Origin of the sequence: Streptomyces sp. NPDC047028 (assembly GCF_040644095.1) — a bacterium.
Lineage (GTDB): Bacteria > Actinomycetota > Actinomycetes > Streptomycetales > Streptomycetaceae > Streptomyces.
On record NZ_JBEYVS010000004.1, the window covers coordinates 253,767 to 275,693 of the forward strand.

The 21,927-nt window shown below is 70.5% G+C and carries 22 protein-coding genes and 2 pseudogenes; 9 read left to right on the forward strand and 15 right to left on the reverse strand.

The window, feature by feature from the left end; all coding sequences use genetic code 11:
• The first annotated feature begins 83 nt into the window (after positions 1-83).
• Positions 84-977 (forward strand): response regulator transcription factor, encoded by an 894-nt coding sequence (locus ABZ854_RS06290; RefSeq protein WP_361205081.1) that lies wholly within the window; start codon positions 84-86, stop codon positions 975-977.
• Position 978: 1 nt separating this feature from the next.
• On the forward strand, positions 979-2,103 hold the full coding sequence (locus ABZ854_RS06295) for a HAMP domain-containing sensor histidine kinase (protein WP_361205084.1): 1,125 nt from the start codon (positions 979-981) through the stop codon (positions 2,101-2,103).
• Positions 2,104-2,139: 36 nt separating this feature from the next.
• On the opposite strand, the gene ABZ854_RS06300 is transcribed toward ABZ854_RS06295, so the two are convergent.
• Complete coding sequence (locus tag ABZ854_RS06300) at positions 2,140-3,129, reverse strand: NAD-dependent epimerase/dehydratase family protein (protein WP_361205087.1); 990 nt, start codon at positions 3,127-3,129, stop codon at positions 2,140-2,142.
• 118 nt (positions 3,130-3,247) lie between these two features.
• Here ABZ854_RS06300 and ABZ854_RS06305 point away from each other — a divergent pair, with 118 nt between their 5' ends.
• The gene (locus tag ABZ854_RS06305; RefSeq protein ID WP_361205090.1) at positions 3,248-4,078 is read left to right on the forward strand and encodes a thioesterase family protein; all 831 of its coding nucleotides are present in this window, start codon (positions 3,248-3,250) and stop codon (positions 4,076-4,078) included.
• Between the two features lie 88 nt (positions 4,079-4,166).
• Positions 4,167-4,640 (forward strand): carboxymuconolactone decarboxylase family protein, encoded by a 474-nt coding sequence (locus ABZ854_RS06310; protein ID WP_361205093.1) that lies wholly within the window; start codon positions 4,167-4,169, stop codon positions 4,638-4,640.
• A 64-nt stretch (positions 4,641-4,704) separates the two neighbouring features.
• Here ABZ854_RS06310 and ABZ854_RS06315 read toward each other — a convergent pair whose 3' ends face one another.
• Entirely contained in the window at positions 4,705-5,106 is a 402-nt protein-coding gene (locus tag ABZ854_RS06315) for a MerR family transcriptional regulator (protein ID WP_361205096.1), read from the reverse strand.
• Between the two features lie 182 nt (positions 5,107-5,288).
• Here ABZ854_RS06315 and ABZ854_RS06320 point away from each other — a divergent pair, with 182 nt between their 5' ends.
• Complete coding sequence (locus ABZ854_RS06320; protein ID WP_361205099.1) at positions 5,289-6,794, forward strand: SulP family inorganic anion transporter; 1,506 nt, start codon at positions 5,289-5,291, stop codon at positions 6,792-6,794.
• Between the two features lie 130 nt (positions 6,795-6,924).
• Here ABZ854_RS06320 and ABZ854_RS06325 read toward each other — a convergent pair whose 3' ends face one another.
• Positions 6,925-7,269: a MerR family transcriptional regulator gene (locus ABZ854_RS06325; protein WP_361205102.1), complete on the reverse strand. Its 345-nt coding sequence runs from the start codon at positions 7,267-7,269 to the stop codon at positions 6,925-6,927.
• A 642-nt stretch (positions 7,270-7,911) separates the two neighbouring features.
• Here ABZ854_RS06325 and ABZ854_RS06330 point away from each other — a divergent pair.
• Positions 7,912-8,286, forward strand: a complete 375-nt coding sequence (locus tag ABZ854_RS06330; protein WP_361205105.1) for a hypothetical protein — start codon at positions 7,912-7,914, stop codon at positions 8,284-8,286.
• Between the two features lie 397 nt (positions 8,287-8,683).
• Here ABZ854_RS06330 and ABZ854_RS06335 read toward each other — a convergent pair.
• From ABZ854_RS06335 to ABZ854_RS06350, 4 genes and pseudogenes are all read right to left on the reverse strand, one after another.
• Positions 8,684-9,006 (reverse strand): annotated as a pseudogene (locus ABZ854_RS06335) (CBS domain-containing protein).
• 112 nt (positions 9,007-9,118) lie between these two features.
• Positions 9,119-10,622 (reverse strand): annotated as a pseudogene (locus ABZ854_RS06340) (DEAD/DEAH box helicase).
• Positions 10,623-10,804: 182 nt separating this feature from the next.
• Positions 10,805-11,008 carry a cold-shock protein gene (locus ABZ854_RS06345; RefSeq protein ID WP_361205109.1) on the reverse strand — a complete coding sequence of 68 codons (204 nt, stop codon included), beginning with the start codon at positions 11,006-11,008 and terminating at the stop codon, positions 10,805-10,807.
• A 311-nt stretch (positions 11,009-11,319) separates the two neighbouring features.
• A complete protein-coding gene (locus tag ABZ854_RS06350; RefSeq protein ID WP_361205112.1) occupies positions 11,320-11,865 on the reverse strand; it encodes a hypothetical protein in 546 nt (181 codons plus the stop codon).
• Between the two features lie 163 nt (positions 11,866-12,028).
• Between ABZ854_RS06350 and ABZ854_RS06355 the strand changes: the two genes are divergently transcribed.
• From ABZ854_RS06355 to ABZ854_RS06365, 3 genes are all read left to right on the forward strand, one after another.
• Positions 12,029-12,613, forward strand: coding sequence for a TerD family protein (locus tag ABZ854_RS06355; RefSeq protein WP_361205115.1), 585 nt, complete (start codon positions 12,029-12,031; stop codon positions 12,611-12,613).
• A 223-nt stretch (positions 12,614-12,836) separates the two neighbouring features.
• Positions 12,837-13,289 (forward strand): PIN domain-containing protein, encoded by a 453-nt coding sequence (locus tag ABZ854_RS06360; RefSeq protein ID WP_361205118.1) that lies wholly within the window; start codon positions 12,837-12,839, stop codon positions 13,287-13,289.
• A 1,053-nt stretch (positions 13,290-14,342) separates the two neighbouring features.
• Positions 14,343-15,167, forward strand: coding sequence for a hypothetical protein (locus ABZ854_RS06365; protein WP_361205121.1), 825 nt, complete (start codon positions 14,343-14,345; stop codon positions 15,165-15,167).
• Between the two features lie 120 nt (positions 15,168-15,287).
• On the opposite strand, the gene ABZ854_RS06370 is transcribed toward ABZ854_RS06365, so the two are convergent.
• From ABZ854_RS06370 to ABZ854_RS06405, 8 genes are all read right to left on the reverse strand, one after another.
• Positions 15,288-15,476, reverse strand: coding sequence for a hypothetical protein (locus ABZ854_RS06370; RefSeq protein ID WP_361205124.1), 189 nt, complete (start codon positions 15,474-15,476; stop codon positions 15,288-15,290).
• Between the two features lie 190 nt (positions 15,477-15,666).
• On the reverse strand, positions 15,667-16,557 hold the full coding sequence (locus ABZ854_RS06375; protein WP_361205127.1) for an HEXXH motif-containing putative peptide modification protein: 891 nt from the start codon (positions 16,555-16,557) through the stop codon (positions 15,667-15,669).
• Positions 16,558-16,614: 57 nt separating this feature from the next.
• Positions 16,615-16,779: a hypothetical protein gene (locus tag ABZ854_RS06380; protein ID WP_361205130.1), complete on the reverse strand. Its 165-nt coding sequence runs from the start codon at positions 16,777-16,779 to the stop codon at positions 16,615-16,617.
• Between the two features lie 89 nt (positions 16,780-16,868).
• Positions 16,869-17,588, reverse strand: coding sequence for a 2OG-Fe(II) oxygenase (locus ABZ854_RS06385; RefSeq protein WP_361205133.1), 720 nt, complete (start codon positions 17,586-17,588; stop codon positions 16,869-16,871).
• On the reverse strand, positions 17,585-19,444 hold the full coding sequence (locus ABZ854_RS06390; RefSeq protein ID WP_361205136.1) for a radical SAM protein: 1,860 nt from the start codon (positions 19,442-19,444) through the stop codon (positions 17,585-17,587). Before ABZ854_RS06390 ends, ABZ854_RS06385 begins: the two co-directional genes overlap by 4 nt.
• Positions 19,445-19,475: 31 nt before the next feature.
• Complete coding sequence (locus tag ABZ854_RS06395) at positions 19,476-20,342, reverse strand: hypothetical protein (RefSeq protein WP_361205139.1); 867 nt, start codon at positions 20,340-20,342, stop codon at positions 19,476-19,478.
• A complete protein-coding gene (locus tag ABZ854_RS06400) occupies positions 20,339-21,262 on the reverse strand; it encodes an NAD(P)-dependent oxidoreductase (RefSeq protein WP_361205142.1) in 924 nt (307 codons plus the stop codon). The genes ABZ854_RS06395 and ABZ854_RS06400 overlap by 4 nt, the downstream gene beginning before the upstream one ends.
• Positions 21,259-21,924, reverse strand: coding sequence for a TylF/MycF/NovP-related O-methyltransferase (locus tag ABZ854_RS06405; RefSeq protein ID WP_361205145.1), 666 nt, complete (start codon positions 21,922-21,924; stop codon positions 21,259-21,261). The genes ABZ854_RS06400 and ABZ854_RS06405 overlap by 4 nt, the downstream gene beginning before the upstream one ends.
• Between the last annotated feature and the right edge of the window lie 3 nt (positions 21,925-21,927).

A 21,927-nucleotide genomic window follows, 5' to 3' on the forward strand; every position in this document is an offset into this window, starting at 1 on the left:
AAACCGGGCCGCGGCACCTTACGAAACGCGGACGCCGAACGCCTGCTCACGCCTTCGCGCCCGCGCGGTGCGAGGGTGGAAACATGCAGCAGCCGCACGCCTCGCCGCCCCCCGAAGCGGCAACCCCGCAGGCGCCGACCCCCCACCCCGCCCCGGCCCCGGAAACGGCCTCCACACCGGTCGACGGAACCGCCTCCGCCCCGGCCCCCGGGACCACCTCCGCCCCCCAGCCCCGCCCCGGGGCCGCCCCCGGGCGGGTTCTCGTCGTCGATGACGATCCCACCGTCGCCGAGGTGGTCGCCGGGTATCTCGATCGGGCCGGGTACGTCGTGGACCGGGCCGCCGACGGGCCCGACGCTCTCGTCCGGGCGGCCGGGCACCGGCCGGACCTGGTGGTTCTGGACCTGATGCTGCCCGGCATGGACGGGCTGGAGGTGTGCCGGCGGCTGCGTGCGCGAGGCCCGGTGCCGGTCATCATGCTCACCGCGCGCGGCGACGAGGACGACCGCATCCTCGGCCTGGAGGTGGGCGCCGACGACTACGTCACCAAGCCGTTCAGCCCGCGCGAACTGGTGCTGCGCGTGGAGTCGGTACTGCGCCGCTCCCGCCCGGCCGGCCCCCGCGCCCCGCTCGGCGCGGCCGGTCTCGCCGTCGACCCCGCGGCCCGCCGTGCCACCAAGAACGGCGCCGAACTCGCCCTCACCCTGAGGGAGTTCGACCTCCTCGCCTTCCTCCTGCGGCATCCGGGGCGGGCGTTCGGCCGCGAGGAGCTGATGCGGGAGGTGTGGGGCTGGGACTTCGGCGACCTGTCGACCGTCACCGTCCACGTCCGCCGGCTGCGCGGCAAGGTCGAGGACGACCCGGCCCGCCCCCGCCTGATCCAGACGGTGTGGGGCGTCGGCTACCGCTTCGACCCCACCGGGGACCGGCGCGAGGGCGGGGACGGCCACCGGGACCGGACCGGGGAGGCGGACTGAGATGCGTGCCAACCTGCTCATCGCCCTCTACGCCTTCCTGGGTGCCGCCGCCACCGGCCTCGCCGGCGCGGTCGTCCTGCGGATGATCCGCCGCCGCTCCCTCACCGCGTCCCTCGGCGTGGTGTCCGGGGTCGGCGTGGTCGCGATGCTCGCCGGGACCATGGCCGTGGCCTGGGCGATGTTCCTGTCGCCGCACGACCTCAGGGTCGTCACCACCGTCGTCGCCATGGCCGCCGTCGTCTCCTTCGCCACGGCCCTGCTCCTCGGCCGCTGGGTGGTCGCGCGCAGCCGTGAACTCGCCGACGCGGCCCGGGACTTCGGTGAGGGCGGCGCCTTCGCGGTGCCTTCCGTCCCGGCCACCGCCGAACTCGACGCGCTCAGCCAGGAGTTGGCGGCCACCAGCGCCCGGCTCGCCGCGTCCCGGGAGCGCGAGCGCGCGCTGGAGACCTCCCGGCGGGAGCTGGTCGCCTGGATCTCGCACGACCTGCGCACGCCGCTCGCCGGTCTGCGGGCCATGTCGGAGGCGCTGGAGGACGGTGTCGCCGCCGACCCCGACCGCTACCTCAAGCAGATCCGCACCGAGGTGGAACGCCTCAACGACATGGTCGGCGACCTCTTCGAGCTCTCCCGCATACACGCCGGCACCCTCCCCCTCAGCCCCGCCCGCATCTCCCTCTACGACCTGGTCGGCGACGCCCTCGCCGGTGTCGGCCCCCTCGCGCGCGAGCACGGCGTACGGCTGGTCGGCGACCGGGTGGAACCGGTGCCGGTCGAGGTCGACGGCAAGGAGATGAGCCGCGTCCTGGCCAACCTCCTGGTCAACGCCATCCGCAGGACCCCGGCCGACGGTACGGTCGCCATCGCCGCCGAGCGCGCGCCGGACGGTGTCGTGCTCTCGGTCACCGACGGCTGCGGCGGCATCCCCGAGGAGGACCTGCCCCGCGTCTTCGACACCGGATGGCGCGGCACGGACGCGCGGACGCCGCCGGCGGGGGCGGGCCTGGGCCTGGCCATCGTCCGCGGCATCGTCGAGGCCCACCGCGGCCGTACGACCGTGCGCAACATCCCCGGCGGCTGCCGCTTCGAGGTCACCCTCCCGACGGGGGAGGCCACCGCCCAGGCCTGACTCGTCAGGGAGCCCCGGGTACGGTCGGCCGACCGCTCACCCCTCCGCCGCGAACTCCCGCATGCCCTCCGCGAAGGCGATCTCCGGTTTCCAGCCGAGGTCCGCCCGCAGGCGGCCGGAGTCGGCGGTGATGTGCCGTACGTCGCCGAGGCGGTACTCGCCGGTGGTCACGGGCGCGGGTCCGGCGCAGGCCGCGGCGAGGGCGTGCGCCAGGTCGCCGACGGTACGGGGCTCACCGCTGCCGGTGTTGTAGGCCGTCAGCGCTCCCGGCCGGCTCTCCGCCTCCAGGGCGGTGACGTTGGCCGCCGCGACGTCCCGGACATGGACGAAGTCCCGCCGCTGCCGCCCGTCCTCGAAGACGCGCGGTGCCTCACCGCGGCCGAGCGCCGAGCGGAAGAAGGAGGCGACGCCGGCGTACGGGGTGTCGCGGGGCATCCGGGGGCCGTACACGTTGTGGTAGCGCAGGGACACCGCCGTACCGCCCGTCGAGCGGGCCCAGGCGGCGGCCAGGTGCTCCTGGGCCAGTTTGGTCGTGGCGTACACGTTGCGCGGGTCGGCCGCCGCGTCCTCGCCGACCAGCCCCGGCGCCAACTCCGCTCCGCACAGCGGGCAGTGGGGCTCGAACCGGCCCGCGTCCAGGTCGGCCACGGCGCGCGGGCCGGGTCGTACGACGCCGTGCTCGGCACACTCGTAGCGGCCCTCGCCGTACACCACCATCGACCCGGCGAGCACCAGCCGCCGTACGTCCGCGTCGGCCATGGCGGCGAGCAGGACGGCGGTGCCGAGGTCGTTGCGGGAGATGTACTCGGCCGCGTCCGCGACGCCGTTGCCGAGGCCGACCATGGCCGCCTGGTGGGAGACGGCGTCCACCCCGGCCAGCGCCTCGGCCACGGCCACCGGGTTGCGCACGTCGGCGCCGGGTCCGGACCGGACGTCGTACACGACCGCCTCGTGACCGCGGGCCCGCAGGGCGTCGACGACATGGGACCCGATGAACCCGGCACCGCCGGTGACCAGTACGCGCATACTGTCACGCTAGGGCGGACGGGGGTGCCCGGCGGGGGTCGGCGCGGGGTACGTCACGGGTCCGTAAGACCCCTGGCGCGGGTGACCAGGTCATCAGACCGCTTCCTACCATGGCGGCATGTCCCTCTCGCCCCGCCCCGCAGCCCACCCTCCCGCGCAGACCGGCAGCTACTACGAGCGCATCGACGAGCACCGCTACAAGCCCACCGTCCACGCGAGCGGCGCCTGGGACCCCGACGAGCTGCACTTCAGCCCGCTCGGCGGCCTCGTCGTGCACGCGATCGACCACCACCTCGCCGGACGCCCCGGGCGGGGCGGCGGCCTGCTCCTCTCGCGGATCAGCTACGACATCCTGGGGCGGCTGGCCCTCGACGAGTGCGAGATCCGGGTGGAGACGGTCCGGCCCGGCCGCACCATCGAGTTGCTCGAAGCCGTCGTACGGGTGGCCGACCGTCCGGTGGTGCGGGCCCGCGCCTGGCTGCTGGCCGCCGGGGACACCGCGGCCGTCGCGGGCGGCGGTCCGCAGCAGCTCACCCGGCCCGGGGAACTGGACTCCTGGCCGATGGCGTCCCTGTGGCCCGGCGGGTACATCGCCTCCCTGGACGTACGGCCGCTCGCGCCGCCCCGGCCGGGCCGTACGACCGCGTGGATCTCCACCTCGCTCGACCTGGTCGCCGACGAGCCGATCAGCCCGCTCGCGTCGTACGTCGCCCTGGTCGACACCGCCAACGGCATCGCCGTACGCGAGGCGCCGACCGCGTGGATGTTCCCCAACGTCGACCTGACGCTCCATCTGCACCGGCAGCCCGAGGGCCGCTGGACCGGGCTGGACACCACCGTCACGTTCGGGCCGACGGGGCAGGGCGTCACCAGCACCGTGCTGCACGACGTCACCGGCCCGGTGGGCCACGCCCAGCAGATGCTCACGGTCCGCCCCCAACCTGAGTGACGCAGGTCACATCTGTGCCCTGTCACATCGCGTCCGGCCCGGTTGTCAGAGAGGCGTACACCGAACGACAACGGCACAGGAGCTGACGATGGACGCTCGTATGAACCTCTTCGGCAACGCGGTCGCAGGCAAGTTCCTCCGCTACCTCAACTCGGGCAGCAAGGCGGTCACGGACTCGGCGCTGCCGGCGGCGACCCAGGAGCTGGTGAAGATCCGCGCCAGCCAGATCAACGGCTGCGGGTTCTGCACCGACATGCACACCAAGGACGCCATGAAGGCGGGCGAGGACGTGCAGCGCCTCCTGCTGGTCGCGGCCTGGAGGGAGGCGACGGTGTTCACGCCCGCCGAGCGTGCCGCGCTGGAGCTGGCCGAGCAGGGCACCCGTATCGCCGACGCGGCCGGCGGCATCACCGACGAGGCCTGGGAGAACGCCGCCCAGCACTTCGACGAGGAGCAGCTCGGCGCGCTGGTCTCCCTCATCGCCCTGATCAACGCCTACAACCGCATGAACGTCATCGTCCAGCAGCCGGCCGGCGACTACCAGCCGGGCCAGTTCGGCTGAGCCCCACGCCGAGGAGCCGCGGCCGCGGCGGTCGCCGAAGGGCGCCACCGCGGCCGGCTGTGCCTCAGGCGGCGCCCAGACGGGCGCGCAGGGTGGCCGCGAAGTCCTCGGCCATCGCCAGGCGGGCGCGCAGGGATTCGCAGCGGGCGTCGGCCGTCTCCCGGTAGGCGTCGAGCCGGCCACGCAGCCGAGCCAGTTCCTCGCCGGTCGGCGGGCTGTCGGTGCGCCCCAGCCGGTCGGTGATCTCCAGCAGGTCCCGCATCTCCTCCAGGGAGAAGTCCAGCGGCTTCATGCGGCGGATCACCATCAGGCGCTCGACGTCCGAGTCCGTGTAGAGGCGGAAACCGCCCTTGCTGCGGGCGGAGGGGACGACGAGGCCGACTTCCTCGTAGTGGCGGATCGTGCGCAGCGACAGACCGGTCCGCTCGGCCACTTCACCGATCTGCATGTGCCGCTCTTCCGTCATCCCCCCATGATCCCCCTTCGTCGGGTGTCCTCGGCCCCACACCCTCCCCTCACGTCAGGGTAGAGTTGCCTCCTGTCGCCGCTGACGCCGGCTGGAACGCGGGTGCACCACGGCATCACCGCGCTGACGACGCGGGCGCGTACCGGATACGGGGACGCGTGCGCCTGAACGGAAACGGTCGCATGTCCCCAACGCTGCCCGCAGCGCCCAAGTCGCCCAGATCCCCCTGGTCTCGCCTGCCCAGGCCCGTGTGGCTGACCTCGCCGACGGTCCTGCGCACCGAGGTGCTGGCCGGTCTGGTCGTCGGTCTCGCGCTGATCCCGGAGGCGATCTCGTTCTCCGTCATCGCGGGCGTCGACCCCCGGGTCGGTCTGTACGCCGCCTGCACCATGGCCATGGTCATCGCGTTCGCCGGCGGACGCCCGGCCATGATCTCCGCCGCCACCGGCGCCGTCGCCCTGGTCGTGGCGCCGATAGCCCGCCAGTACGGGCTGGGCTACCTGGTCGCCACCGTCATGCTCGCCGGCGCCTTCCAGGTCGTCCTCGGTGCGCTGGGCGTCGCCAAGCTGATGCAGTTCGTGCCGCGCAGCGTCATGGTCGGCTTCGTCAACGCGCTGGGCATCCTGCTGTTCCTGGCCCAGATACCCAACCTGCACGACGTGCCGTGGGCGGTGTATCCGCTGGTCGTGGCCGGTCTGGTGCTCATGGTGCTGTTCCCGCGGCTGACCCGGGCGGTGCCGGCGCCGCTGGTGGCGATCGTGATCCTGACCGTGATCACCGTGGCCGCCGGGATCGCCGTACCGACGGTGGGGGACAAGGGCAAGCTGCCGTCCGCGCTACCGGTGCCGGGCCTGCCCGACGTGCCGTTCACCCCGCACACCCTGACAGTCATCGCCCCGTACGCCTTCGCCATGGCGCTGGTGGGGATCATGGAGTCGATGATGACCGCGAAGCTGGTCGACGACCTCACCGACACCCGGTCCGACAAGACCCGCGAAGCGGTCGGTCAGGGCATCGCCAACATCGTCACCGGGATCTTCGGCGGCATGGGCGGCTGCGGCATGATCGGCCAGACCATGATCAACGTCAAGAACGGCGCCCGTACCCGGCTGTCGACGTTCCTGGCCGGGTTCTTCCTGCTGATCCTGTGCATCGTGCTCGGCCCGGTCGTCTCCCGGATCCCCATGGCCGCCCTGGTCGCCGTCATGATCCTGGTCTCCGTCGGCACCTTCGACTGGCACTCGGTGAAGCCCGCCACGCTGCGACGGATGCCGGTCGGCGAGACGACGGTCATGGTCATCACCGTGATCGTCGTCGTCGCCACGTCCAATCTCTCCATCGGCGTGGTCGTCGGCTCCGTCACCGCGATGATCATCTTCGCCCGCCGGGTGGCCCACCTCACCCACGTCACCTCGGTCACCGACCCCGACGGCACCCAGGTCGTCTACTCCGTGACCGGCGAGCTGTTCTTCGCGTCCTCCAACGACCTGGTCACCCAGTTCGACTACAGGAACGACCCGGACGACGTCGTCATCGACCTCTCCGGCACCCACGTCTGGGACGCCTCCTCCGTGGCCGCCCTGGACGCCATCGAGACCAAGTACGCCCAGCGCGGCAAGAAGGTCACCATCGAGGGCCTCAACCAGCCGAGCGCCGCCATCCGTGAACGCCTCGCCGGCCGGCTGTGAGGCCCGTCCACACTTGGAGGCGCTCCCTGAGCGGTACGGTGCGCCACCGAGGCGTCCGGATCGAAACACGGAGTCACGCGCCGACCCGCCCGGCCCGGGAAACCCGGGCACCCGGTCCGTATGCGTCTGTTCAGCCGGAGCGGGGGGTGCCCGCCGAGTCGGCGGCCGCGCGGCGGTGCTCGGCGTTGATGCGCTGTGCCTCCTCGAGCTGGTCCTCGAGGATCACGATGCGGCACGCTGCCTCGATCGGCGTCCCCTTGTCGACGAGCTCGCGGGCGCGGGCGGCGATGCGCAGCTGGTAGCGGGAGTACCGGCGATGTCCTCCCTCCGAGCGGAGCGGAGTGATCAGACGAGCCTCCCCGATGGCCCGGAGGAAGGCCGGGGTGGTGCCGAGCATCTCGGCTGCCCGGCCCATCGTGTAAGCGGGGTAGTCGTCGTCGTCCAGACGATCATTCAGTGGGTTGTCCGATGTCATGTCACCTCGCTGTGTAACGCGTCGAGGGGCCCCGGTGCCGTACGGCACCAGGGCCCCGAAGGAAATTCAACACCATCCGTCGGCTCTGCTGCTCTGCCGACTTTCTGTTTCCGCTAACCGGCCCGGCGGGCCGGAGCGAGGGATCGCAGCTGCTTGACCGGGGACCACCATCCATTCCGGGGTCTTGCGGTACCCGGGCCGAGCGTTTCTCGGGCCCGGGCGATCCTGATGGCGTCTGCTCCTCCGTTCCTCTTGAAACCAACCGATGACTGAACCGGTACTGCCGTCGGCAGCTCCTCGACTGCGAGCCGCCCAGCGCGGCTCTCAGTCCCGTCGCCGCTACTGGGAAGTCCTTGGCTTCGAGGCTCGGGAGCCACACTGACCTGCGTACTTCGTGTCCATCCATCCGCCAGTTCGTGTCTGGCGGGTCTTCGTCGACCTTGGCTACACGAGGAACCATACCCATCTCGCTTCTGAATATCTACTCTGGTGAGAGAAGGTTTCATCCTTTTGGTGGAAGAAGAGGCCTGTGGTGATCGGTGCTCACCGGTTGGCCGGAAGCCGTCTCCCGGGGCCCGCGCGACCACTTCACAACGCCGCGGGCGGTTCCGGTACGGGCGAGGCCGCATAAGATCTGCCTCCATGTCGAACCCTGATGAGCTGCTCGTCGCCATCTCCGCCGCAGTGGAGTCCGAGCGAAGCAATCAGATGTCGTTGACCGTCGTCGTCGGCGGTGCCGTCATCACCGGGCGGCTGGCCCCGGAGGCGGTGTGGAGGGAGCGGGTGGCCGACGTCCTGAAGGACTCGGACCGTCTGGCCCCGTTCTCGGACGTCTTCGCCCGAGGTGGCCGGGAGAACCGGCCCGGTCGCGGCGAGGCGCCCACACATCTGCACTTCCACCTCGCCCGGATCCTGCAGGGCAGTCTCGGGATCCCGGAGACGGGCGGCATGTACCGGGTCGCGATCAAGGACATCAGCGCGTGGACCGTGGGCGATCTCGTCCACTTCGACCGGTGAGAGGGCAACCGCCCCCACCGGTGTGGTGAGGGCGCTTCACCGCCCGTTCCCCCGCCTCGGGATCGTGCCGCCGAGCCCTGCCCTGCCGAGCCGTTCCCTGCCGCGTCGAGGCCGCGTGGGATGCGGTACGCCCCGACGGCCGCCCATGCCACCGCGCGCGCCCCGGTGCGGTCGGGCGCGGGCGGTGGCAGGCGAAGCCGGGGCACGTCATGGTCCGCATGCCTTCGCGGCGGAGGAGGCAGGGCGGTCCCGGGGCCCGGCGGCCTTCCCGGCGAACGGACGGGTACCGGATGAGGACACGACGCCCGACGCCTGAAAGGGCGTAGTCGCGGGGGCGTGGCGGGATGCCACGGTCAGGCCGGGGGCAAGGACTACGCGCCGACCGGCCCAAGGCTGATCAGCGCGACGGGGTGAGTACGTCCGGAACCCGGCCGCCGCATTCACCGGCGCAGCCGGGGCGGTCACCGGGCGGCGACTGGGCGAGGACGTCCCGCAGCCGGATCCGGTCCGTGTACGCGGAACTGTCGCGGAGTACGGCGAGCCGGACCAGGGTGATCGAACCCGTGCTCTGGTCGTCCCCGTCGCAGACGGTCAGGTACTCGACCCGGGCGCCCGCCATGACGGCGAGGCCACCTCGACGGTCATGTCGTCGCACACCCGGGGCCCGTGGCCCGCGGCGTCCTCGATCACGACCTCGGGAGCGGGAGCGGGGCCCGGCATGACGTACTCGGTCCACGTCGGCGTCAAGGGTGTCTCCTTCGGCAGGGGCTGGTCGGCTCGGGGACGCTCGCGGCAGGGGAAGGCCACGGGGGCGTCGGGGGACGGCGCCGGACTAGGCGGCGGACTGTGCGGCGGAGTCGTTGCCCGGCCGCCGTGGGGTCCGTCGGCGCGCCCCGGCGCCGGCGGATCGGCCCTGACCGGTGCGGTCCCGGCGGCCCCGAGCCGGCGACGAGGCGCGGCGGGAGCGTTCGGGGGCGGGCGCGGCGATGACCACCGGGACGCCGGAGGGCGCCTGGGCGCCCGTGATGCGGCTCAGTTCCGCCTCGCCCGAGCGGACCGAAGTCACCTGCGGGCTGATGCCGGCCGAAGCCATCAGCCGGGTCATGCCCCGACGCTGGGCCGGGGTCACCAGGGTGACGACGCTGCCGGACTCCCCGGCGCGGGCCGTACGGCCGCCACGGTGCAGGTAGTCCTTGTGGTCAGTGGGCGGATCCACGTTGACGACCAGGTCGAGGTTGTCGACATGGATGCCGCGGGCCGCGACGTCGGTGGCCACCAGGACGGTGACCCGACCGTCCTTGAACTGCGCCAGCGTCCTGGTGCGCTGCGGCTGGGACCGGCCGCCGTGCAGGGCCCCGGCCCGGACACCGCTCTTCAGCAGATGCTCGGTCAGCCGGTCCACGGCGTGCTTGGTGTCGAGGAACATGATGACCCGGCCGTCCCGGGCCGCGATCTCCGTGGTCGTACGGTGCTTGTCCGCGTCGTGCACGTGGAGCACATGGTGCTCCATCGTGCTGACGGCACCGGCCGACGGGTCGACGGAGTGGACCACCGGGTCGGTCAGGTAGCGGCGGACCAGCAGGTCGACGTTGCGGTCCAGGGTGGCCGAGAACAACATCCGCTGACCGCCGGGGCGCACCTGGTCGAGCAGGGCGGTGACCTGGGGCATGAAGCCCATGTCGGTCATCTGGTCGGCCTCGTCGAGCACCGTGACGCCGACGTCGGTGAGCCGGCAGTCGCCGCGGTCGATGAGGTCCTTGAGCCGGCCGGGCGTGGCGACGACCACCTCCGCGCCGGCCCGCAGCGCACCGGCCTGCCTGCCGAGGGACACTCCGCCGACGACGGTGGCGAGCCGCAGCCGCACGGAGCGGGCGTAGGGAGCGAGCGCGTCGGTGACCTGCTGGGCCAGCTCACGGGTGGGCACGAGGATCAGGGCCAGTGGCCTGCGCGGCTCGGCACGGCGGCCCGCCGTACGGGCCAGTACGGGGAGGCCGAAGGCGGAGGGTCTTGCCCGACCCGGTGCGGCCGCGGCCGAGCACGTCACGGCCGGCCAGGGAATTGGGCAGGGTCGCCGCCTGGATCGGGAACGGTACGGTCACGCCTGCGTGGCCGAGTGTGGCCAGCAAGGGCGCCGGCATGGCGAGATCGGCGAACGCCTCGACAGCGGGCAACCCGGGGGTGATCGTCTTCGGAAGCGCGAACTCTCCCCCGGTGGGCCGCTGGTTCCGGTGTCCACCGGAGCGGCGAGGCACGCCGGATCGGCCCGGGGCGGAACGTCCCCCGGATCGTTCGTGGGCGCTATTCGTGCGGGTGCGAGCGGTACGTGTGCGGCTCATGCGGAACCTTCCTCGATGCGGGACGAGTATCAAGGGATTTCCGCAGCAGAATGAGCGGCGCAGAGAATCGCGAGAGAACGGCCCGATAAAACAGGGCCGAATCGCCCTGAAAACAAAGCGAGCTGGGGCCCGCACCCCAAGGTGCGGGCCCCAGCTGCGAAGTACGCGTATACGCCGGTGCGTCAGGCGGGAACGATGTTCTCGGCCGTCGGGCCCTTCTGGCCCTGGGCGATGTCGAACGACACCTTCTGGCCTTCCTGCAGCTCGCGGAAGCCCTGGGTGGCGATGTTCGAGTAGTGGGCGAAGACGTCGGCGCCGCCGCCGTCCTGCTCGATGAAGCCGAAGCCCTTTTCCGCGTTGAACCACTTCACGGTGCCAGTAGTCATTTGTTTCTCCTTCGGAGACGGTGTTCAGTAATGCGCCCTGTGCGCATCCTGTTGTCGCCGTGTTGATCAGCCGTCGGAAAAACTTTCTGGCAACCACACCTGCAACTGATGACGACAGTAGCACGTCGATGTCGGCCCTGCGCGGTGAGTAATTCCGTGCAGTCCGTGGCCGCAGGAAATATTGGCCGCCCGCCGACTCGATTTCTTATCTCGCCACCACAGATATTGATTTCGCGAGGCCACAGTGTCGCGGTGTCGCGGTCTGGTGGCGCGCGGCCTCGGGCACCGCTTCAGCCGCCCGGAAAGGGTTCTCAGCGCACCGCGTACGCGTTGTGGACCGTGGCCGTCGAGCTGTCACCGTGGGTGTCGGTGACCGTGGAGCGCAGACCGACGCGGCCGGCGGAGGCGGGGCTGTGGACGTTGGCGGTCCACTTGCCGTGGGACAGCTTCGCGGTGGTGGCGTGCCAGTGGACGCCGTCGTCGGTCGTGTACCAGGCGTGCACGGACTTCACCCCCTCCGACAGCCGGCCGATCGTGCCGTCGTTCGTCCCGAGGCGCTGCATCCCCGGCTCGACGGTCGTGGTCGAACGGGCGGCGGCCTGGCTCCTGGAGTTCAGCCCCTCGGGCCAGAGCCGGGTGATGTAGTCCCGGATCTGCCGGTTCTTGCCGGCGTCGGCGTAGAAGTGCAGGGAGAGGCTTGAGGTCGTCGACAGCGAGCCGGACGGCAGGCCGCCCCGGTGGGCGGTCTGGGTGACCGTGTACCAGCCGGACCCCGGGATCCGCACCTGCGGGGCGATGTCCTGCGAGGGGCCGTAGCTGCGCGAGTAGAGCGTCTTGCTCCCGTGGGTCAGCTTCAAGGAGCCGGAGGCCGGCACCCCTCCCGCCGTGAGCCTGGGGTCGCTGGACGCGGGGGTGGGTGACCGGCACATGGAACCAGAACGGCACGGGGTGCCCTCTGCGTGTTGTAGTGCCTTTTGCAGTCTCTTTTGCAGTCCCTTTGAGACAAGGACGAGCCACCGAATGATCACGCTCACGAAGGAAGACGGCCCAGCGGACCTGGACGGGGTGACCCATCTGTCCATCGGAGTTTCCTGGGACCCCACCGCCGGCAGCAGCGGCGGAGTGCTGGGCAAGCTGCGCCGCAAGACCGGCACCGATCTCGACCTGATCGCCATCGCCCTGCAGGGCGGTGACCCGGTGCGCCTCGCGGGTCTGGACTCGCTCGACCCCATGGGCAACGGCTCGTTGGTGCACAGCGGCGACAACCAGACGGGGCACGGGGACGGTGACGACGAGACGGTCACCGTCGAGTTCGCCCGGATACCGTCCAACATCACGTCGATCGTGTTCGTCGCCGCCGCGTACAAGAAGGGCAGTTCGTTCCAGAAGGCACGCAACATCAGCTTCAAGGTCTACGACGCGACCGGGGGCAGCTCTCAGCAGGTCGCCGACATCTGGCCCAGCCTGCTCACCCGGGACAACGGCTGCGCCGTGGCCAAGGCCGTTCGGGTCGGCGGCAGTTGGAAGCTCGAAGTGATCAACACGACGGGCAACGTCAAGCAGGGTGACGAGCACGCCCTCATGCGTTTCGCCGTCAGCAAGTAGGACGCCCGGCACTTCGTCACCGAGGCCCCGCTGGAGCCGGCGGGGCGAGGGCCGTCCAGCCGACGACGCCCATGAGGAGGCCGCCAAGCGCCGGGGTCTGGGACGAGCCGCTGTTCTCGCGCACCTTCGAGGGGCCGGGGCGCACACTGCCCAAGTCGGAAGTCCGCGACACGGTCGCCGATGCGGTCTGGCGTGAGACCGGCTCGGGCTCCGGATCCGCCCGGTGATCATCGTCATCGCCGATACGTCTGGCCTTCAGGCAGCGCTGGGTTCGGCTCACCCGGAACATCGGGCGGCGAACGAGGCCATCATGGCGGCGGGCCTGCTGGTCATGTCTCCCCTCCTGCCGGCCGCACTGGATCACGTGGCGACGCGCGAGCTCGGCAGGGAGGCTGCCGTCAGCGCGGTCGACGACCTGCGGCGCTGGATGAGCCTGGGGCGTGTCGTCCTGCCTGGGATCACGGAGGACCACCTGGGCGCCGCACAGTCCGTTCGTGTCCGCCACCGCGCGCTGGACCTCGACCCCGCCGACGCGGTGAATGTGGCGCTTGCAGCCGACCACGACACGGACGCGATTCTCACCCTCGACCGACGAGACTTCCGGGCCGTACGCCCGCTGGGCCGTTACAAGGAGTTCCGGGTACTCCCCGACGACCCCGACGACCTCCCGCTCTGACGCTGTTCCCTGGCGGTCAAGTGCCCGCTCCCGCAAGGGGCTTGTGTCCCGCCCGGGCAGCAACGGCACTCCAATGGAAATAAGCCCCAGGCCACTGACCTGGGGCTTCAATAAGAGCGGGTGACGAGAATCGAACTCGCGCTCTCAGCTTGGGAAGCGACGGCGCCTAGGGAGTTGGATAGCTTCTGACCTGGTCATACGCGCCTTAGTGCGGCGCCCGGGAGTGCAGGATTGCGCCGCTGTTGACCGTGGTTTACCGGTCTTATGGGCACGCTATGGGCACGCCGTCGGGCTGGAGCTGTGCAGGCCGCCTCTTGGCCGCTGGCTAGCAGCCGAGCTCTGGAAGCGATCGTTTGCCAAGAGGCCACAGTTGCGGGAGCACATAGAAGACGGAGCTACGGCGACCGAACAACCTGGGGTGAAGGCCCCGGTCACAGAGGGTCGGGATCCTCGTTCGGCGGGTCAGCCGCGCCGGAGCATACGAGAGGTTCGAATCCGCGAGGGTTGCCTCAAATACGCTTTCCAAATGTTCGTACGCGGGTCCGGCGAGGATCGCACCCGTCCTGACCTGGTGCGGAGCGTTCGGGATGGCCCCGTCCGGACGGGGCCGGACGGCGGCGAATGAGACCAGAACTGAGACCACGAAGCTGGGTCGTCTGCCAGGTCGGCAGCCTGATTCTGTAGCTGGTCACGGGCCCGCGACGGTCAGATCGACGGTACTCGGCTCGCACAGGGTTTCGTACTGACAGTGAGGCGTTGGTGAACCCCCCCCAGGGCATAGGGGCTTGTGATGGGGCTGAGCCCCACGATGTTCCTGAGGGGGAGGACGTGTCGAAAGCCGAGTTTGGGGCGCTCATCTTCGCCGCTTGGACAATGTCGATATGGGCCCTGACCATGACGGCAACGTCGCAGCGCCGACGTAACAGAACGCTCCTGGAACGGATCTGCTGGGCTCACGCGCGGGCGCGCGCGAGACGGCGCCGCGCTCACCTGGTGCGCCAGGTCCGCGACAGCTCCTTGGCGACGCGTCCAGACCGTCCGACGCTGGACTACTTGCAGCGCGAAGACGTCTTGTATCAGGCGTCCCGGAAGGCACTCGCCCTCAAGATGGTCGTCCCCGTCGCGATGTCCGTCTCAGCGGGTGGCGCCCTTGCCGCAGCCATCCAACGCACAAGCTGGCACGTCTGGCGCGACGCCGTCGCCATAGGGGTCTTGGTGACGCCCATGTTGATCACTGCTGTGATCGCCTCGCTTGTCGCGAACCAAGGCATGCAACGGTGGACAACCGAGGCTATGACGGTCACGGTGCGTAGAGCCTATGAGGCACTTCTCCAGCCTCTGGAGGTAACGGGGAAGGAGCCTCCGACGGCATCGCCCTTCAACTCTCCGCACGTTGCGGCAGTGCAAGCGTTGGAAGACTTCGCCATCGCGCTGGAGAGGTATGCCGTGCAACGTGCGCTTCCTGACGGCCGTAACCCCATGCCCCAGGTCGTGGCTCGTTTCGCAGCAGCCGCTGCCCTCGTGCGTGAGCTTCGGGACGGGGTTGAGCTTGACCGGATCGACGGTCCGAAGCGTGCTCTGCTCGAAGTGGAGCGAATCCTGAAAGTGCTCGCCAGCGGCCGGCTGCAAGATCTCGCACCTGGGGACGTATCCGCCGACGGGCTGTTGCACAGTCACCGCGAGCGCAGAGCATGGCGGCAGCAGGTGCTGCGGGGATCTGCGTTCACCTTGTGTCTCGCCGGCATCGTCTTTGCCCTGGCTTCGTCAGCTGTGGGCGTCGCCCTGGCCACGGCCGCCGCGGCGGGGCTAGTGGTCACCTGGGACAAGATCCTTCGTCTCTCCACCAGCTCGGACGCGAATAGGCCAGTGAGCACCTGACCGCTGATGGTCGACTCGGATCGGGGAACGCCGGCCCGTGCGCCCGCTTCGCCTGTCACTCGGTGCGGTGAACGGCCTGGGGAAGGGCAATCAGCGGCATCGGGAGCGTTGGACGGAGACCTACGCATCCAGCGCACCATCACAGGCGTTCATAGAGTCGAGGTACTCGTTGTAGAGCTCGAACGTCTCGGGTTCGCCCTCAGGCCATTCGGCGTCGTCCCGTACGTCTCGGGCGAGGTCGCCGATGGCCGATTGTTCGTCGACGTGGCGCACCAACCAAGCTCGAAAATCGCTCGGTTCGTTGGACATACGTACCCCCAGGGATTCGTTATGCCGACCCGTGTGACCGGCAGCCCTTACTCAACGCCTACCACGCACCGAACTGTTCGGTGCGGCAACTGAAGTACCGACTGAAATATTTCGTGCGTGACCGAAGTCTTCCGCGCAGTCCGACATATGTAGTGGCGCACCGAAGGTCCCCACCGAACTGAGGCGGACGCTACGCGAGACTCACGACCTTGCCGACTGCGCGGCCGATGCGATCACGGATTTCGTTTGCTGACACGTACAAGAGGGCCTGATCCAAGCACTCGGCAGCGGCAGCGAACTGGACAGCCTGCTGGCGCAGGTGGGCGTCGAGGAGGGGTAGGACGGCACCCGTGGTGCTGCGCCGCGCCTCCCGTGCGTACTGCACGGTGAGGGAGAAGGCCCAGCACGCGTGGAGGAAGCCGAAGACGGAACGCCGAGTGCCTCGCCAGGGGGAGAAGAAGGTGACTTCAGCGGGGAGGCTGATGTCGTACGCGGCCAGTGCGTCGTTGAGCCAGTTGTGGGCGGCTTCGTGGACGAGGTCGCGGGCCAGGATCTCGGGGTGGGCGGTGTAGTCGGTGAAGACGGTGCCCGGGAGGCGAGTGAGGGCCCAGCTGTGGAGGGTCTCGTCGAGTCGGCGACGGTTGAGCAGGCAGATGACGGGGGCGTGCTGGGTGAGCAGGGTGCCGAAGCCGTGCTCGGTCGCGGAGGCGAGGGCCGCACGAACGAGGTCACGGGCCTCGGGCGGGGCAGGGCTGGTGTCGGGGCCGACGAGGTAGTACGCGGTTTCGGAGATCTCAGAGCGGAGCAGGTCCACGGGGCGCGGGCTGAGCACGATGTGCGGGTCGGCCGACAGGTGGGTCAGGTCTCGCACCGTCGCATTGCGGCACCAATTAAGGCGGTCCGCGTCCCGGGCACGTGCGGCGTGTTCGGCGCCTTCGAGTAGGTGGTGGGCCACGGTGTAGTCGAGGGCGGACGAGCCGAGGCGGTTGCCGAGTACGGAGGCGATACGGCGGGTCCGCAGGCGCTGGTGGTCGGTGATGCCGTCGAGGGTGACCAGGGCTTCCGGGGAGAGAGCGCTCATCTGGGGCTCCGGGGGTGGAACGGGGCCGGACCAGGACGGGCCCGGCCCCGTGACGGGTCAGGATTCGGTTGTGGTGGGCTCAGCGGCGTCGTGCTGCACTGTGATGGCCAGCCAGGTCTCGGTGGCCGCGTTGGAGGTGTGCGCGGTGGTGCGCACAGGGTCGCCGTCGCGCAGGGACGCGACTGCCTCCAGGAACTCGTCGAACGTCTTGTCTTCTGCCACTGCTCGCTCTCTCCTCTGGTCGGGGCGTGGGCTGGGGGAGGGGTGGCTGTGGGGCGGGCCGCGGGGGCCGGTCATGGCGGCGAAGCCTCCTACTCGGAGACGAAGAGCGTGAGGAACTTGCGAACGCGGTCGGCGCGGACTGGTTCGGTGCCATGGACGAGCTGGCTGCCGAAGACCACGAGAGTGCCGGGAGCGGGTGCGACACTCCATCGCGTGCGGGGCATGGTGCGGAACCAGCGGGAGGACATGTCCGTCCCGTCGTGCGCGAAACGCATCCCCTGGACGTAACCCGACCCGGTCGGCGCCTCGTCGGCGGTCCAGGCGGCGTCGCTGCCCGTGGTCTCTACGTAGAACGCGCCGCCGGTTTCCTGGATGTCCGTGAGCGTGACCGTCGCGGCGGCGATCTGCCGGGGACGGGCGAGGGGATCGGGGGCGATGCCGTCGGCATGCGGGGTGATGTACTGGCCGGCGCCGTACTCGAGGTAGATCCACGGCCGGTGGCCAGTGACCGACGGCAGGGTGCGCGTGATGGCGGCCATGTGCAGCTTCAGGGCCTGATCGAGCAGGGAGGTCGCCTCGTACGGGATCTTGGTTACCTCGATCCGGCCGGCCGGCTCGTAGACGTCCTGCGCCTCGGCGAAGGAGTGACCGGGGATCTCGTGGATGGTGGTGCGGCGGGCCGTGCCGTACCGGTCTCGCCCCAGGGAGCCCAGGGTGTCGTCCATGACGAGGTTGAGTCGCTCGATCTCGTCCGGCTTGAGGAAGCCCTCCACTGTACGGATGGACAGAGTCTCGGCGATGTGGATCACAGGTCGCCTCCACAGGCGCAGTGGGTGGAGGGCGGGGCGGAGGCGGTTTCGGCCAGGGTCTCCGTGAGTACGTGCATGGCCTGGGCGAGGTCCTTGAAGTACTCGGCAGGTGTGGTGCCGGCAGTGGGCACGAGATGGAGGTCGAGCGTCGGATACACACGGCCGGTGGTGCGGCAGGTGAGCTCGCTGCGACCGAGGACCAATGAACACGCCCTGGGCAGGGAGAACTCGGCTCGGCTGGCGACACGGCACAGGCGCGCGGCTGTACGCGCGTACTCGACGCGGTCACGCGGCAGGATGCCGACCGAGAGGAACCGGGGCTCAGCTCCGGGGAGGTCGGCGTAGGCGTGGCCCTGGCAGCTGTCGTAGGTGATGGTGTTCCAGTGTGAGGTGAGCGCGGCGACGACCGGGCGGATGCCGGGTTCGATGCCCTCGTGCCACTGGGGATGGTGGGGGTCGAGATCGTCTGCCTCGTGCACACCGGGGAGGCCGACCGTGTTGATGTTGCCGTGGGCGCTGACCTGGAGGTGCGCGGGCGGCCGGGGCGCCGCCGGGTCGTCCCACCGGGCCAGGAACGCCGCGACGTGGTGCATGTCGTTGGGGCGGACGGGACGCCAGCGCAGCCGGGAACAGAACGTGTTGGGCGGGAGGGCCGGTTGGGCGAGGAGGGCGGCGACGCCGTCGATCAGGCGCATGCGGTGGTCGCAGTACGCGTCTTCGTCGCCCGCGGCGGCGAAGCGGAGGCGGACCGCCGGGCAGCCCGCGCCGCAGGAGTCGCGGTAGTCGCAGGTCGTGCACTTCGTGACCAGGGAGCGTGCCTGCTGAAGCAAGAGAGAGCCGCCCTGAGCGCGGGCCACGTCCGCCTCAGCGTGTACGTCGCCGAGCGTGACCAGGCGGGCCTGTGGCCAGGGCAGTTCGTCGCAGCTTCCCAGGCGGTCATCGGGATAGAGGGTGAGGATGTGGTCGCACTTCAAGTCGGAGAAGTGACAGGAGCGGGTCCGCAGCCCCTTCAGACGGCGGATGACGGAGACGACGGGCTCCAGCTTGATGCGGCGGAACACGCCATCGGTGACCCAGTGGTGGGCGGCCTCCAACACGAAGTCGGTGTACTGACGAGGCGTGACGGCCCAGGCCGGGCCGGTGGGGCCGATGGCCCGTCGCTGGAGTGCCCGGCTGGTCGGCGCACGGGATCCGACCACCGTGGTCGACCGGGTCACCGCCGCGTCGAAGCAAGGCACAAGGCTGACCGTCGTCACGGCGGGAAAGGAGGCGAGGTGCTCCATGACCTCGGAGGCCCGGCCGAGGACGTACGGGGTGACGGCGCAGATGACGCCGGCGCGGCGTTCCCGGCGGCCGAGGAGTTCCAGGGCTTCGATCACTCGCGGGTATGTGGGGCGGCCGTCGTAACCGACGCGCCACGAGTTCCCGACCGCGTCCCCGTCGAGGGAGATGCCGATCTCCAGCTCCGGGCAGTGCCGCTCGAACAGGTCCAGCCACGCGTCGTCGATCTGGAGGCCGTTGGTCTGGAGGCTCACGCGGATGACGTTCGGCTGTGCGGCGAGCGCGTCCAGCACCTCCGCGACCCGCTCCCGCCCGGCGCTCAGGGGCTCCCCGCCATGCAGTTCGACGCTGAGCGGCCGCCCGGAGAAGATCGAACCGAGTCGGTGGACCTGGGCCGCGCTGATGCGGGCGCCGCCCGGTGACTCCTTGCGCTTCTCGAAGCAGTACAGGCAGTCGATGTCGCAGGTCTCCCCGCGGAGCTTGAGGATGACGGAGACGGCCGTGTCCGGCCCGGTGCTCGACAGCGGGGCGTAGAGACTATCCAGGTCGACGGGGGTGGTGCGGGTGACGGGCATCAAGAGGACTCCTGAGGAGGAGGGGCGCGGTCTACGCGCCATCGCTGGAGACCGTGGACAGCCACCCGAGAAGCTGCCCGCCGGTGATGGGGATGTGGACGTCGCCACGGCGAAGGAACCACCCGTCGGCGTACCGCTGAGGCAGCCAGCCGACGTCAGGGGCACCCACGTTGGGAGGCTTCTGCAGCGGCTCGTCGACGGGCCAGCAGTCCAGGAGTGCTCTGGTCACGTGTCGCTGAACCGGACGGAACCACTCCCACGTTTCCGTGCGGGCCGGGCCGATCGGCGTACGGAGCGGAGCGCCGGCAAGCAGCGGCAGCCACTTGTCACCCAGGACCGGGTGGCCGTCCGCCGCGCAGCCGAGCGCGGTGAGGCAGGTCTCCAGCTTCCGGCACACGACGCCAGCGGGTTCGGCCAGGCCGTCCTCGACGAGGCCGGTCAGGTCCTCGGCGAGACTCGCCGCAACCTCGGCCTGGTCGGCGACCGCCCAGCGTCGGTAGCCTTGGCGCTCCTCGGGACCGAGCACCGGATCCCAGCGCCCGGAGCCGTACGAGAGAGCAGTGCGCAGGCACATGAGGTCGTGCATCGAGGCGCGTACCCGGCGGAACGATCCGAGGTCGTCGCGGCGGACGTCGAAGAAGCGGAGCAGGTGACGGAGTTCCTCCGCCCGCTGCGGCGCCGCCGCCTGGAGGTCGACACGGACGCCGTCCACGATGCGGGACTCCCACGCCGGAAGGGTGCCGTCCACGATGCCACGCAGGTCGATGTCGCTCGCCGCGTGGGCGAAGCCGCAGGCGAGGGCTCCCTCCAGCCAGACCTCACGAGCCTCGCCGGACGCGAGCAGAGCCTGGGCGACTCTGTCGGCGATCTCCCGGCGCAGTCGTGCCGATGGGTTCACCGGTGCCCTCCTTCGATCAGGATTTTGTCGGCGGCGGTGATCTCCTTGAGGAGAGCGATGGCCCATCGGTCGAGTGCGCCGCGCACGTCCGTCCGTTGGGCGCCGATGTGGGGCGAGGCCAGGAGGTTGAGCGGCACGGTGGAGCCGGTGAGGAGCGGCAGGTGCTCCCGCTCGACCGGGTCGAGTGCGAGGCCCGAGAGCCCGCCGTCCGCCAACGCCCGCAGGCAGGCGGCGACATCGAGGGTCTCCAGTCGCCCGGCGCAGATCAGCAGGGGCTGCTGCGGAGCGACGCGTGCCAGGAATTCCTCGCCGATGAACTGCCGGTTCGTGGCCCGCAGTGGCAGAGCGATCACGTGCACCTGCGACTGCTCCATGAGCGCCGCCTGCGACACCTGCCGCAGAGCGGGGGCATTCGACGGCCATGCGGCGTAGGCCGTGCGCGCCACACATGGGGCGAGGGCCCGGCCTGCGGCCAGCCCGACCGGACCAGCGCCCCAGACGCCCGCGGCCAGGGCGCCCAGTGAGACACCCATGCACGCCTCCTTGTCGTGGCGGCCGAGCATGAGCGCGTGCTGACCCAGGGGGATCCGCCGAGCCAGGGCGAGAGCAGCGGCGAGGACCCATTCGCCTACTGCGGCCGCCCCGGCGTCGGCGTTGCGGTGCAGCGTGATCCCACGGCGTTGGAGGGCGCTCACGTCGATGTGGTCGATGCCGGAGCCGGTCCGTACGACGTGCCGCAGGCGAGGAAGTGCGTCGAGCTCCCGCTTTCCGAGTCGGACACCGGAGCGGAGGACGACCACGGCCGCGTCGGCTGGCAAAGGCCAGTTCAGGTCCAGCAAATCGTGCACGAGGACGCCGGGCAGCGCGCGGCGGATCGCACTCGCATCCGCCGCTCCGCGGACCACGAGGATTGCGCTCATCCGAGGGCCCCCGGCTTCTCGTACCGGCCGAAGGCGAGATCACCCTCGCCGAAGACGACGGTCACGGGCGACGGCGCGCCGAAGTACGCGTCGCAGGCGCGCTTCACCCCCGGGAGTCCGTCCCAGGCCCGTGGATTGGCCGCCGTGTCCGCGTAGTCGTCGACGAGCAGCACGCCCGTCGGCATCAGGCGGGTGACGCAGTGCGTGAGTCCTGTGAGGGTCGAGTCGTAGAAGTCGCCGTCCAGGTAGGCGAACGCGATCTCGTCGGGCAGCTCTTTGGGAAGGGCCTCGTCGAACCATCCCGGGTGGATGACCGGCGCTGGCCTGCCCCAGGCCGCGTGCGTCGCGCGCACGTCGTCCGGGGATGACCGGAGCTCGCCCGCTGCCAGGTGGTCCGAGTCCTCGGTGCCGGGCGCGGGCATGCCCCGGAAGGAGTCGTAGACGTGGATCTCGCGGTCGTGGTCGCCCAGCGAGTCGAGCACGCTGCGGATCCAGAGGGCCATCGCGCCCCTGTAGCAGCCGAGTTCCACCACGGGGCCCGGCAGACTGCGGGCGGTCATGTCGGCGAGCTCGTCGGCGATCACCCGGAGCCGGTCGGCACAGACCGTCCCGGAGTGCTCCCGGAGCAGCCACTCCCGCAGATCGTTCAGTGTCGGATCCATGCA

Excerpts from the sequence above, each read along its gene's own strand:
- ABZ854_RS06375 (WP_361205127.1), bottom strand. The coding sequence starts at position 16,557 with ATGAGCGCTCTCTCCCCGGAAGCCCTGGTCACCCTCGACGGCATCACC.
- ABZ854_RS06355 (WP_361205115.1), top strand. The coding sequence starts at position 12,029 with ATGATCACGCTCACGAAGGAAGACGGCCCAGCGGACCTGGACGGGGTG.
- ABZ854_RS06305 (WP_361205090.1), top strand. The coding sequence starts at position 3,248 with ATGTCCCTCTCGCCCCGCCCCGCAGCCCACCCTCCCGCGCAGACCGGC.
- ABZ854_RS06330 (WP_361205105.1), top strand. The coding sequence starts at position 7,912 with ATGTCGAACCCTGATGAGCTGCTCGTCGCCATCTCCGCCGCAGTGGAG.
- ABZ854_RS06400 (WP_361205142.1), bottom strand. The coding sequence starts at position 21,262 with ATGAGCGCAATCCTCGTGGTCCGCGGAGCGGCGGATGCGAGTGCGATC.
- ABZ854_RS06405 (WP_361205145.1), bottom strand. The coding sequence starts at position 21,924 with ATGGATCCGACACTGAACGATCTGCGGGAGTGGCTGCTCCGGGAGCAC.
- ABZ854_RS06290 (WP_361205081.1), top strand. The coding sequence starts at position 84 with ATGCAGCAGCCGCACGCCTCGCCGCCCCCCGAAGCGGCAACCCCGCAG.
- ABZ854_RS06345 (WP_361205109.1), bottom strand. The coding sequence starts at position 11,008 with ATGACTACTGGCACCGTGAAGTGGTTCAACGCGGAAAAGGGCTTCGGC.
- ABZ854_RS06295 (WP_361205084.1), top strand. The coding sequence starts at position 979 with ATGCGTGCCAACCTGCTCATCGCCCTCTACGCCTTCCTGGGTGCCGCC.
- ABZ854_RS06310 (WP_361205093.1), top strand. The coding sequence starts at position 4,167 with ATGGACGCTCGTATGAACCTCTTCGGCAACGCGGTCGCAGGCAAGTTC.
- ABZ854_RS06315 (WP_361205096.1), bottom strand. The coding sequence starts at position 5,106 with ATGACGGAAGAGCGGCACATGCAGATCGGTGAAGTGGCCGAGCGGACC.
- ABZ854_RS06320 (WP_361205099.1), top strand. The coding sequence starts at position 5,289 with ATGTCCCCAACGCTGCCCGCAGCGCCCAAGTCGCCCAGATCCCCCTGG.
- ABZ854_RS06370 (WP_361205124.1), bottom strand. The coding sequence starts at position 15,476 with ATGTCCAACGAACCGAGCGATTTTCGAGCTTGGTTGGTGCGCCACGTC.
- ABZ854_RS06390 (WP_361205136.1), bottom strand. The coding sequence starts at position 19,444 with ATGCCCGTCACCCGCACCACCCCCGTCGACCTGGATAGTCTCTACGCC.
- ABZ854_RS06325 (WP_361205102.1), bottom strand. The coding sequence starts at position 7,269 with ATGACATCGGACAACCCACTGAATGATCGTCTGGACGACGACGACTAC.
- ABZ854_RS06300 (WP_361205087.1), bottom strand. The coding sequence starts at position 3,129 with ATGCGCGTACTGGTCACCGGCGGTGCCGGGTTCATCGGGTCCCATGTC.